The organism is Billgrantia montanilacus, assembly GCF_003336675.1.
In the GTDB taxonomy this organism is placed as follows: domain Bacteria; phylum Pseudomonadota; class Gammaproteobacteria; order Pseudomonadales; family Halomonadaceae; genus Halomonas; species Halomonas montanilacus.
In genome coordinates, this window is record NZ_QPII01000006.1 from 224215 (window position 1) to 236236 (window position 12022).

Sequence of the window (12022 nt, forward strand, 5' to 3'; positions counted from 1 at the left end):
TTCCTGACCGCAGAGGTCAACCCATGACGAGACACAACAACACGAGGAGAGTCCAGATGCACACCGCTACCCAACAGATCGACAACGGCGTCAACGTCGAAGCCCTGCTGGGCGCCCGCGAGGCGCTATCCCAGGCCCCCCAGGCTGCCCGTTTCACCTGGCGTGCCCACAGCGAGTGGGTCCGCGGCACCCATACCCGCATTGCCGTCGAGGATTTCCATGGCCTCGGCGAAGCACAGCAGCACCGCTCACGCTTCACCTACAATGCGGACCACCCCGAGGTGTTCGCCGCCGAGGACCATGGCCCCACCCCAGTGGAATACGTGCTGGTGGGCCTGGCCGCCTGTCTCACCGCCGGTGTCGCCGCCGTGGCCCAGCATCGCGGCATCCAGCTGCGTTCGGTCAAGGCCACGGTGGAAGGCGACATGGATATCCAGGGCATCCTCGGCATGGACCCCGACGTCCGCAACGGCTTCGACGACATCCGGGTGGCCTTCGACATCGATGCCGACGCCAGCCGCGCCGACATCGAGGCGCTGGTGGCCCAGTCGCAGAAGCGCTCGGCGGTCTACGACCTGCTCACCAACCCCACTCACGTGCAGGTCAAGGTGAAATGACCGCGGGGCACTCACGCCCGCTGCACCGCCAGGCCCGCGCCGTGACCACCGTGGTCATCGGCGCGGGACACGCCGGGCTCGCCATGAGCCACCACCTGGCGCGGCGCGGCATCGACCACGTGATCCTGGAGCGCGGCGAGGTGGCCAACGCCTGGCGCAACGAACGCTGGGACTCGCTGCGCCTGCTCACGCCCAACTGGCAGTGCCGGCTGCCCGGGCTGGCCTATGACGGACCGGAGCCGGAAGGCTTCATGAGCATGCCGGAGCTGATCGCCTTGCTCGACGGCTATGCCCGGGGCCTTGCGGCCCCGGTCCATACCGGCACCGAGGTGGTCTCGGTACGGCCGGCGGAGGGCGGCTACCGGGTGGTGACCAACCGGGGCGACTGGCGCTGCCGGGCGGTGGTGATCGCCACGGGCGCCTGCCAGCTTCCCGTCGTGCCCTCCATGGCCGAGGCGCTGCCACCCTGGGTGGAAAGCCTGACGCCACATGCGTATCGCCACCCCGGGCAGTTGCCGCCGGGCGGCGTGCTGGTGGTGGGCGCCTCGGCCACCGGCGTGCAGCTGGCCGACGAGATCCAGCGCAGCGGCCGCCCCGTGACCCTGGCCGTGGGGCAACACCTGCGCTTGCCGCGGCGCTACCGTGGCCGCGACATCCAGTGGTGGCTGGAGCACGCCGGGATGCTCGACCAGCGCTTCGACGAAGTGGAGGACCTGGCCCGCGCCCGACGCCAGCCCTCGCCGCAACTGCTGGGCAGCGCCGAGCCCAAGGACCTGGACCTCAACGCCCTAAGTGGGCGCGGCGTACGCCTGGTGGGGCGCCTGGCGGGCATCGCCGGCACCCGGCTGCAGTTCTCGGGTTCGCTTGCCTTGCACGCCGCGGCGGCGGACCTCAAGCTCGCCCGGCTGCTCGACAACCTGAATGCCTGGGCCCTTGCCCACGGCTGGCACGATGCCCTGCCCGCCCCGGAGCACCTGCCTTCCACGCGCGTACCGCAGCGGCCCTGCCTTGGGCTCGACCTGGCCGGCGGCGAGATCCGCACGGTGCTGTGGGCCACCGGGTTTCGACCCGACTTCAGTTGGCTCGACATGCCGGTATTCGACGCCCACGGGCGCCTGCGGCACGACGGTGGCGTGGTAGCGACAGGCCTCTACGCCATGGGCCTGCCCTTCATGCGTCGACGCAAGTCGGGGGCCATCCACGGCGCCGACGACGATGCCCGAGAACTCAGCGAACACCTGGACGCCTGGCTGGCTAGAAGCAACAGGGGTATTGCCCTACCGAGCTGAGGCTAACCGCCGGCGCCCCCGGATCCTTGCTAGTGATGCGGCGTACGCCCGACTCGGGCGACGTTGCCGGAGACGAAGGCGCCGAAGTTCTCCCGATATGCCTGCGGGGTCATGCCCGTGTGACGCTTGAAGAGGCGACGAAAGTGACTCACGTCGTCATATCCCACCGCACTACTCACTTCCTGTACCGATTGCTGCTCATTCTCCAGCAGGTGCCGCGCCGCATTGACGCGCACCCGGTGCAGATAATGCCTGGGGGTCTCGCCGGTCGCGCGCTTGAATCGCCTCTCGAAGGTACGCTCGCTCATGCCGACATTCCGGGCCAACTGCTCCATCGAGGCGATATCGGTGAAATGACGGAACAGCCACTCCTGCGCTTTCTGGATTCGCTGGTCCTCGTGGGCATACTCCGGTGGCTCGGCCCCGTAGCCGATCTGCCAGGTACGCGGCGTCTCCAGCACCAGCGCCCGTGCCGTCTCCATGGCCAGCTTGTGACCGCAGAGCTTCTCGATCAGGTACAGGCTCAGGTCCACCGCCGCGTAGACGCCGCCGCTGCAGAGTACATTGCCGGACTCGGTGATGACGCGCTCGGGCTGCCAGTGGACACGGGGATAGCGCCGGCGACAGGCATCGACGACCGCCCAGTGGGTGGTGGCCGGCCGGTCATCGAGTATCCCCGCCTCCGCCAGCAACGCCACGCCGGCACAGACACCGGCGATGGTGGTACCGCGCTCATGCCACTCCCGCAGCCATGGATAGAGGGCGGCATGAAGGGGAAAAGCCGCCTCCAGGTCGGCACCCACCGCAGCGACCAGGATCAGATCCGTGGACTCGATCGCCTCGATCCCGCAATCCGGCTGCAGGAGCAGGGAGACGCCCGTACGCACGGGCCGGCCATCCTTGGACACCGTGCGCACCCGAAACCGCGGCTCGGCGCGTCGCTCGCACATGAAATTCCACAGCACGCCCGCCGTCCCGAAGATCTCCAATGGCGCGACCGCCGTGGACGGCATTCCCCCCTCGACCAGAACGACCGTCACATCATGCATGGCTCCCCCTGCTTGACGGGAATCTACCCTAAATTTGGCGCCCCCCGCTCTGCGCCGCAAGTCCGCTCGCGAGCAAACTGCCAGCAGTCGGTCGGATTCGACCGATCGACACGAGAAAGACGGATTTCGACATCATGGGGGAGAGAACGATGATCACTGATGCAAGCACCGAAACCCTGAAAATGACCCTTGGAGGCAACCTCCTGGGTCCCGATGACCCGGCCTTCGATGAGGTACGCCAGGTCTGGAACGGCATGATCGATCGCCGGCCGGCGCTTATCGCGCGCTGTCGCGGAACGGCGGACGTGGTCGCGACGGTGGCCTTCGCCCGTAAGCGGGACCTGCCGATCTCGGTCCGCGGTGGCGGCCACAACGTCGCTGGCACGGCGGTCGGGGACAATAGCCTGATGATCGACCTGTCGCTCATGCACACGGTCATCGTGGACGCAAACGCGCGCGTTGCCCGCGTCCAGGGCGGGGCCCTGCTGCAGGATGTCGATCGGGAGACCCAGGTCCATGGCCTGGCCACCCCGACCGGCCTGGTATCGAAGACCGGTATCGCGGGGCTCTGCCTCAGCGGCGGGCTCGGCTGGCTGCGACGCAAGCACGGCCTCACCTGCGACAACCTGATCGGTGCCGAGGTCGTCACCGGCAACGGCGAGGTGGTCTACACCAGCGAGACCAGTAATCCGGAGCTGCTCTGGGGCCTGCGCGGCGGTGGCGGCAACTTCGGCGTGGTGACCACCTTCGAGTTCAGGCTCCATCCGGTGGGTCCCGAGGTCGCCTTCACCTTCGTGGGCTACCCTGCCGACGACCGCCGGAGGTGTTACGAGGCGTACCGCGACTTCACGCAGCACGCCCCCGATGAGGTCTCCACGCTCGTCACCTCGATCACGGTGCCGGACGACCCCGCCTTCCCCGTCCCGGACGCCCGCGGCAAGCCCGCCATCGCCTTCCTCGGGGTGTCCCTGGGTGCCCCCGAAGCAGGCGAGGCATCGATGGCCCCCCTCCGCCGGGTTGCGGCGCCGCTTTTCGACCTGAGCGGCACGATGCGATGGGTGGACATTCAATCGCTGCTGGATGCGAACTTCCCGGCCGGCGGGCTTTACTACTGGAAGGGCCGCCCGCTGACAGCGGCCGCACTCGGCGACGCCGGCATCGACATGCTCGTCGACTACGCCGAGCGTCGCCCCTCACCGCTGACGGCGCTGGTGATCTGGCATCTGGGCGGCGCGATTCGACAGGTCGACGAGAACGGGACGGCCTACGGCGGCCGTGGCGCCGAGTACATGCTCGCGGCCGAGTCGATCTGGAGCGATCGGGCCGATGATGAAAGCAACATTGCCTGGTCCCGCAACGCGGTGGACGACTTCGCACGTTTCGGGTACGGCGACGGCCTCTACCTCAACTACCCGGGCTTCCTCGAGAACCAGGATGAGGTGACCAGAGCCACCTTCGGACAGAAGTACGCAAGGTTGCAGGCACTCAAGGCATCCTGCGATCCGCAGAACCTGTTTCGCCACAACCACAACATTCCGCCGGCCGATCCGGCATGAACACCACGTCCGACGAGAGGAAGGAGAACCGGCATGAAACTCCATGCCCGCCCTCCTCTGACCCTGCGCACTGCCCATCGGCGCCGGGCACTAATGCAGGGCCGGACCCAGGTGGGAGCAGAGCACAGACTCTGCTCCCGCCATGCTTTCGTCCACACTGGCCCATGCCCCGCCAGCGCATCGATGACCCAGTCCCCAGGGGCAGACAGCGACGGCCAGGAGGCCTAGACTGCACCGCAGCATTCAGGTTTCTGGATTCAGGACTCAAGGAGACAGCATGGCGAAGGACGACAGGAAGCGCATCGACCTGGCACTGCAGGGCGGCGGCTCACACGGCGCCCTGACCTGGGGCGTACTCGACCGCCTGCTGGAAGAGGATAGGCTGGAGATCGACGGAATCAGTGGCACCAGCGCCGGCGCCATGAATGCGGTGGTACTGGCCGATGGACTGCACAAGGGTGGGCGCGAGGGCGCCCGGGAAGCGCTCTATACCTTCTGGAAGGGGGTCAGCGATGCGGCGCGCTTCTCACCGATTCAGCGCACTCTCTGGGATCGGCTGATGGGCAACGATGGCCTCGACAACTCGCCGAGCTACCTGTTCTTCGAAAGCCTCACCCAGCTGGTCGCGCCGGCAAAACTCAACCCCCTGGGCATCAACCCCCTGCGTGACCTGGTGTACGACCTGGTCGACTTCGAACGGGTGAACGCCTGCCGCCAGGCGAAAGTGTTCGTCACCGCCACCAACGTGCGTACCGGGCGCGCTACGGTCTTCCGCCAGCCTCATCTGAGCGTGGATACCGTCATGGCCTCAGCCTGCCTGCCCTTCATGTTTCCCGCCGTTGAGATCGACGGCGAGGCCTACTGGGACGGCGGCTACAGCGGCAACCCCGCCCTGTTCCCGCTGGTGGACGACCAGGGCTGTCGCGACCTGGTAGTGGTCCAGGTCAACCCGCTGGTTCGCAATCAGCTACCCGAAAGCGCCAGGGACATCATCAACCGCATCAACGAGATCACCTTCAACACCAGCCTGATCAAGGAGCTGCGCAGTATCCAGCTGCTGCAGCAATTGATCGACACGTCAGGTATGGAGCTGGAACAGTACCGCTCCATGCGCCTGCACCTGATCCATGCCGAACAGGAGGTCGAGAAGCTCAGCGCCTCGAGCAAGCTCAACGCCGAATGGGACTTCGTTCACCGGCTCCACGTCCAGGGCCGCGCCTGGGCCGACCTCTGGCTCGAACAGCACTTCGACTCCATCGGCAAGTGCTCCTCCTTCGACCTGAATGCGGTGTTCCAGGATTCGTTCCGCCCGTTCGCCAGGCCCGAGGAAGCTCCCACCGGGCGCGGCAAGGACGACGAGTAAGCTCAATGCCCTGATCGATGATCCTGATCCTCACGATGTTCCGGCGCCCCCGTTCAGGGGGTAACGCGACCCGAACGGGCATGTGTGTGTCGTTTCGCGGGTGTCGTCATGGCTTCCTTGGCATACCATGGGTCTTCGCCACACTCGCCCGGAGACCCGCATGCCGGAATTCGACAACGCCTTCCAGGCCGCCCTCAACCTGATCCTGGGCCTGGACTCGACGCTGGTCGGCATCCTGGCCCTGTCGCTTCAGGTATCGCTTGCCGCCGTGGCGGTGGGTGCGCTGATCGGCCTGCCCTTGGGCGCTGCCCTGGCGCTGTGGCGCTTCCCGGGGCGCGGCGCGGTCGTGGTGATGCTCAATGCCCTGATGGGGCTGCCGCCGGTGGTGGCGGGGCTGGCGGTCTACCTGCTGCTATCTCGTGCCGGCCCGCTGGGGCAGTTCGGCCTGCTGTTCACGCCCGGCGCCATGGTGGTCGCCCAGGTCCTGCTGATCCTGCCGATCATCGCCGCCCTGACCCGCCAGCAGGTGGAGGAGCTGCACGCCGAATACCGCGAACAGTTGCAGTCGCTCGGGTTGTCACGGCTGCGCCGCATCCCCACCCTGCTGTGGGACGCCCGCTTCGGGCTGATGACGGTGATACTGGCCGGTTTCGGTCGCGCCAGTGCCGAAGTGGGCGCGGTGATGATCGTGGGCGGGAATATCGAAGGCGTCACCCGGGTCATGACCACGGCGATCGTGCTGGAAACCAGCAAGGGCAACCTGCCGCTGGCCCTGGGCCTCGGCCTGGTGCTGCTCGCCCTGGTCACGTTGATCAACGGTGCCGCCTACCTGGTGGGCGAAACGGCCCGGAGGCGACTGGGATGACCCAAATGGCCCATCAGTTGCCCGAACTTGCGATCCCGGCCCTGCGCTTCGAAGGTGCGAGCGTGGTTCACCGCGGCCAGACGCTGCTCCAGCCGCTGACCCTCTCCTTCGACGGTTGCCGGCGCACCCTGGTAATGGGCCCCAACGGGGCCGGCAAGAGCCTGCTGATGCGCCTGGCCCACGGTCTGCTGCTTCCCAGCGCCGGGCAGGTGTACTGGAAAGGCAAGCCACCGCGCCAGGCGATGGTCTTCCAGCGCCCCGTGCTGCTAAAGCGTTCGGCCCTGGACAACCTCACCTATGCCCTGGCCGTCAGCGGCACCCCTTGGCGGTCACGCAAGCCACTGGCCCGCGAGGCCCTGGCCCGCTTCGGCCTGAGCCCCCTGGAAAGGCGCCCGGCGCGGGTTCTCTCCGGCGGCGAGCAGCAACGCCTCGCCCTGGCCCGGGCCTGGCTGCTCGCCCCGGAGGTGCTGTTCCTCGACGAACCCACCGCCGCCCTGGACCCGGCCTCGATGCGCGCCGTGGAAGCGGCGGTCGTCGACTTCCATGCCCGGGGCACGCGTATCCTGATGACCACCCACGACCTCAACCAGGCAAAACGGCTGGCAGACGATGTCGTGCTGCTCCACGAGGGGCGCCTGATCGAACACAGCGACGCCGAGCGTTTCTTCACCACGCCGGCTTCACCGACCACCCGCGCCTTCATCGACGGGGATCTGATCTGGTAGCTCGGATGACCACCTCGGATGACAACCACAGAAGGAAGACAGCATGCCGAGGGCCGGAACCATCCTTGCCACACTCGCCCTGATGGGGCTCTCGCTTCCCGCCACCGCCCAGAGCATCGGCCATATCACCCTGGCCTCTACTACTTCCACCGAGAACTCGGGCCTGTTCGGCGCCATCATTCCGGCGTTCACCGAGGCCACCGGCATCGAGGTGCGCGTCGTGGCGGTGGGCACCGGCCAGGCCTTCGAAATTGCCCGCCGCGGCGATGCCGACAGCCTGCTGGTACACGACACCGAAGGCGAAGCGCGCTTCGTCGCCGAGGGCCATGGCAGCGAACGCGCCGACGTCATGTATAACGACTTCGTGATCGTAGGCCCGGTCGGCGATCCGGCAGGCATTGCCGAAGCCGATGACGTCAACGAGGTCTTCGCCCGTATCGGTGCGGCTGAGGCCCCCTTCACCTCCCGCGGGGACGACAGCGGCACCCACCGTGCCGAACAGCGCCTCTGGGAGGCGGCCGGGGTCGTAACCGCGTCCCCCTGGTATCGCGAGCTCGGCAGCGGCATGGGTGCGACGCTCAATACCGCCGCCGCCATGGATGCCTACGTTTTCACGGATCGCGCCACCTGGGTCGCGTTCAGGAATCGCCAGGATCTCACGCTGCTCTTCGAGGGTGACGAGGCGCTGTTCAACCAGTACGGCAGCGTGCGAATCTCCCCCGATCGCCACCCCCACCTCAAGCACGACCTCGCCGCGCAGTGGCATGAGTGGCTGCTCTCCGAGGCCGGCCAGCGGGCGATCGCCGACTTCCGGGTCAATGGCGGGCAGCTGTTCTTTCCCAACAGTCAGCCCAACGTGGACGACGCACCTTAAGCTCCTGACCCCAGCCCCGCCAGCATCGCCCCCAGCTCGTTGGAGATGAAGCGCGCCTCCACGCACTCACCCAGATGCCCCTGGGCGAACGTCAGAAAACCCAGCGCGGCGTGGGGAAGGCGCCTGTCACGGCGTACGATAAACTGCCAGTGGCTCTCGATGGGCCACCCCTCCACCGGCAGGATCACCAGGTCTGGATGCTCCGGCGGCAACACATGCTCGGAGAGCACCGCGAGCCCCATGCCCGACGCCACCCCCACGCGAATCGCCTCGTTACTGGCCATCTGCAGGGTCGCGCCCAGCGACAGCCCCTGCTCCTGCAGCCAGCTCTCGAACAGCATGCGCGTGGCAGAGCCCGGCTCGCGCAGCAGGAAACGTTCCGCCAGCAGCTCGCTCATGGCAACGCGCTCGCGGGTGGCCAAGGCATGCCCCCGCGGGGCGATCACCACCAGCGGATTGCGCAGGAAGCGGCCTGCCAGGGCGTGGGCCAGCGAGGGGGGATGGCTGAAAATATAGAGATCGTCATCCTGACGCTCGAAGCGGGTGAGCATCTGGCGGCGGTTGCCGATATGCAGGGTCACGTCGACCTCGGGAAACGCCTGGCTGTAAGGCCCCAACAGCCGGGGCAACACATACTGCGCCGTATTGACCAGGGCGATGCTGAAGCGCCCCCTTTCACCGCCCCGCAGGGCAACCAGGTAATCCTCGAAGTCGTCGAAGCGGTCGAGCACTTCGCGGCTGGCGCGGTAGAGTTCGGTGCCGGCCTCCGTCGTCGTCAGGCGACCTCGGCGGCTCTCCAGGAGCGGCTCCCCCACCGCCTCGCCCAGCCGCTTGAGCTGCTGCGAAACGGTCGGCTGGGTCAGGTGGAGCTGCCGAGCGGCCTCGCTGACCGAACCGCTGCGCACCACGGCCACATACACCTGCAGTAGACGAAACGTCAGGTGACGCACGTTCATGACACGGCTCCACGGCGGATTATATAGATAGTCATCTATACTAAATCGATGAATATTCAATTGGAATCAATATCACGCACTCCTCACAATCCGCGACTACCCTGCCACTGCGACTCAAGAAGAAGAGAGACCTATGCCAGACATCGTCGTGATGTTCTTTCTGCTCGGCCTGCTCGCCGGTATCGTCAAGTCCGACCTCAACATCCCCAAGGCCGCCTACGACACCTTGAGCCTGCTGCTGATGCTGACCATCGGCCTGAAGGGAGGCATGGCGCTCTACGGCAACCTACGCTGGTCGCTGTTGCCGGAACTGCTCGCGGTGGCCGCCCTGGGTGCGGTGATCCCGCTGGCCCTGATGCCGGTGCTGCGTCACCTGATTCGCCTCTCGCCTGCCGATAGCGCCAGCATCGCTGCCCACTACGGATCGGTCAGCGCCGGCACCTTCGCCGTGGCCCTGGCCTTCGCCGAAGGCCGCGGCCTACCCATCGGCGCCGAGGTAACGCTCTACCTGGTGATGATGGAACTCCCGGCAATCATGGTGGCCATCGCCCTCTTTCGCCGCTACAAGGGCAGCGACTCCGGCGAAGCGCTGCAGGGCATCTGGCACGAGACCCTGACCAACCGGGGGGTGATCCTGCTGGCCGGCGGCGCGGTGATCGGCGCCATGTATGGCCCCATGCAGGGTGCCAACGTCACCGAGCTGTTCACCGGCGCCTTCCATGCGGTGCTGGCGCTGTTCCTGCTGCAGATGGGCCTGACTGCGGCCGAAACCCTGCGCCCCGTCCCCTGGTTCCACTGGCGGCTGCTCACCTTCGCCCTGGTGGCGCCGTTCGTCCTGTCACTGGCCGGCCTGGCAGTCGGCCTGGCACTGGGCCTTCCCAGCGGCTCCCTGCTGATCCTGACGGCGCTTGCCGCCAGCGCCTCCTACATCGCCGCGCCAGCTGCCATGCGCAACGCCATTCCCGAGGCCAACATCGGCCTGGCCATGTTGGCCGCGCTCGGCTTCACCTTCCCGCTGAACGTGATCGTGGGTATCCCCCTCTATCACCAGCTGGCGCTGTGGTTGGGCTGAACCAGCCCAGGCGCCGCCGACCCAGGGTCGGTGGCGCCAATCCCACCCTTCTGCCAGTCTTGCACTCTCAACCTCATTTCTTTCCACGCCGTTTCTTCCGAGATCGTTTATGGCAGCGTAGTTTCTTCGACATTCGTCGCAGCCGTCCCGCTTGCACTTTACGTTAACGTCAACCTGGCCTAGTCTTGTAGCCATTCCAAGATGCGAGGCAAATCCGTGCCCGTTCGCCTTGCGCAACCTGACAGCCGACATACCGACAGTAAAAGGGAGTTCCGCCATGCTCACGCCCTACAAGCCCCTCGACTTCGGCCTCGACGATGAACTGAACATGCTGCGCGATCAGGTCAACGCCTTCGCCCGCGACGAGATCGCCCCGCGCGCCGCCGAGATCGACGAGAAGAACGAGTTCCCCAACGACCTGTGGCAGAAATTCGGCGACATGGGGCTGCTGGGCATCACCGTCTCGGAAGAGGACGGCGGCACCGGCATGGGTTACCTGGCGCACTGCATCGCCATGGAAGAGATCTCCCGGGCCAGCGCCTCGGTGGGTCTCTCCTACGGCGCGCACTCCAATCTCTGCGTCAACCAGCTCAAGATCAATGCCAGCGCCGAGCAGAAGGCCAAGTACCTGCCCAAGCTGATGAGCGGCGAGCATGTCGGCGCGCTGGCCATGTCCGAGCCGGGCGCCGGCTCCGACGTGGTCTCCATGAAACTGCGCGCACGCAAGGAGGGCGACCACTTCGTCCTCAACGGCAACAAGATGTGGATCACCAACGGCCCCGACGCCGACGTACTGGTGGTCTACGCCAAGACCGACCCGGACGCCGGCTCCAAGGGCATCACCGCCTTCATCATCGAGAAGGGCATGCCCGGCTTCACCACCGCCCAGAAGCTCGACAAGCTGGGTATGCGTGGTTCCAACACCTGCGAGCTGGTGTTTCAGGACTGCGAAGTGCCCGTCGAGAACGTGCTCGGCGAGCTGAACCGCGGCGTCAAGGTGCTGATGAGCGGGCTGGACTACGAGCGCACCGTGCTCGCCGCCGGCCCCATCGGCATCATGCAGGCGGCCATGGACATCGTGGTGCCCTACATCCACGAGCGTAAGCAGTTCGACCAGCCCATCGGCGAATTCCAGCTGGTGCAGGGCAAGATCGCCGACATGTACACCACGCTGAACGCCTGCCGCGCTTATCTCTACGCCGTAGCCGCCGGCTGCGACCGCGGCCAGACCTCGAGGAAGGACGCCGCCGGCGTGATCCTCTACTGCGCCGAAAAGGCTACCCAAGTGGCGCTGGACTCGATCCAGTTGCTCGGCGGCAACGGCTATATCAACGAATACCCGACCGGACGCCTGCTGCGCGACGCCAAGCTCTACGAGATCGGCGCCGGTACCAGCGAGATCCGCCGGATGCTGATCGGCCGCGAGATTTTTAACGAATCGAAGTAGAAGTAATGGTGGCAGCCTCCGCCGAGGCGCCTGGCGGCGCCAGTCGCGACGCGGAGTCGGAACGCCGAACCGAGCGCTCCAACAGCGTTTTTTTCTAATGTTGGAGCAGCTTTAGCTCCGGTCCGACGCATCGGCGACTGGAGGCCGAAGGACTCCCGGCGGCGTTGCCGAGGCTGACAACATTGCCAACGTGGCAGCCTCCGCCGAGG

The 12022-nt window shown here is 66.5% G+C and carries 11 protein-coding genes; 9 read left to right on the forward strand and 2 right to left on the reverse strand.

The window, feature by feature from the left end; all coding sequences use genetic code 11:
• Window positions 1-56 precede the first annotated feature (56 nt).
• Together DU505_RS10895 and DU505_RS10900 are read left to right on the forward strand one after the other, a co-directional pair.
• Entirely contained in the window at window positions 57-617 is a 561-nt protein-coding gene (locus DU505_RS10895; RefSeq protein ID WP_114479006.1) for an OsmC family protein, read from the forward strand.
• A complete protein-coding gene (locus DU505_RS10900; protein ID WP_114479007.1) occupies window positions 614-1906 on the forward strand; it encodes an NAD(P)-binding domain-containing protein in 1293 nt (430 codons plus the stop codon). Before DU505_RS10895 ends, DU505_RS10900 begins: the two co-directional genes overlap by 4 nt.
• Window positions 1907-1935: 29 nt before the next feature.
• Here DU505_RS10900 and DU505_RS10905 read toward each other — a convergent pair whose 3' ends face one another.
• A complete protein-coding gene (locus DU505_RS10905) occupies window positions 1936-2955 on the reverse strand; it encodes a GlxA family transcriptional regulator (RefSeq protein ID WP_114479008.1) in 1020 nt (339 codons plus the stop codon).
• Between the two features lie 149 nt (window positions 2956-3104).
• On the opposite strand from DU505_RS10905, the gene DU505_RS10910 reads away from it, so the two are divergent.
• The 5 genes from DU505_RS10910 to DU505_RS10930 all read left to right on the forward strand — a co-directional run bounded on the left by DU505_RS10910 (window position 3105) and on the right by DU505_RS10930 (window position 8338).
• Window positions 3105-4511: an FAD-binding oxidoreductase gene (locus tag DU505_RS10910; protein WP_114479009.1), complete on the forward strand. Its 1407-nt coding sequence runs from the start codon at window positions 3105-3107 to the stop codon at window positions 4509-4511.
• A 277-nt stretch (window positions 4512-4788) separates the two neighbouring features.
• The gene (locus DU505_RS10915) at window positions 4789-5874 is read left to right on the forward strand and encodes a patatin-like phospholipase family protein (protein ID WP_114479010.1); all 1086 of its coding nucleotides are present in this window, start codon (window positions 4789-4791) and stop codon (window positions 5872-5874) included.
• Window positions 5875-6034: 160 nt separating this feature from the next.
• On the forward strand, window positions 6035-6739 hold the full coding sequence (locus DU505_RS10920; protein ID WP_114479011.1) for an ABC transporter permease: 705 nt from the start codon (window positions 6035-6037) through the stop codon (window positions 6737-6739).
• Window positions 6736-7464 (forward strand): ATP-binding cassette domain-containing protein, encoded by a 729-nt coding sequence (locus DU505_RS10925; protein ID WP_245947891.1) that lies wholly within the window; start codon window positions 6736-6738, stop codon window positions 7462-7464. The genes DU505_RS10920 and DU505_RS10925 overlap by 4 nt, the downstream gene beginning before the upstream one ends.
• A 43-nt stretch (window positions 7465-7507) precedes the next feature.
• Entirely contained in the window at window positions 7508-8338 is an 831-nt protein-coding gene (locus tag DU505_RS10930; RefSeq protein ID WP_114479012.1) for an ABC transporter substrate-binding protein, read from the forward strand.
• Here DU505_RS10930 and DU505_RS10935 read toward each other — a convergent pair.
• On the reverse strand, window positions 8335-9294 hold the full coding sequence (locus DU505_RS10935; RefSeq protein ID WP_114479013.1) for a LysR family transcriptional regulator: 960 nt from the start codon (window positions 9292-9294) through the stop codon (window positions 8335-8337). The genes DU505_RS10930 and DU505_RS10935 overlap by 4 nt on opposite strands.
• Before the next feature lie 133 nt (window positions 9295-9427).
• Here DU505_RS10935 and DU505_RS10940 point away from each other — a divergent pair, with 133 nt between their 5' ends.
• Both DU505_RS10940 and DU505_RS10945 read left to right on the forward strand, forming a co-directional pair.
• On the forward strand, window positions 9428-10366 hold the full coding sequence (locus DU505_RS10940; protein ID WP_114479014.1) for a sodium-dependent bicarbonate transport family permease: 939 nt from the start codon (window positions 9428-9430) through the stop codon (window positions 10364-10366).
• 277 nt (window positions 10367-10643) lie between these two features.
• Window positions 10644-11813 carry an isovaleryl-CoA dehydrogenase gene (locus tag DU505_RS10945; protein ID WP_114479015.1) on the forward strand — a complete coding sequence of 390 codons (1170 nt, stop codon included), beginning with the start codon at window positions 10644-10646 and terminating at the stop codon, window positions 11811-11813.
• The last annotated feature ends 209 nt before the right edge of the window (window positions 11814-12022 follow it).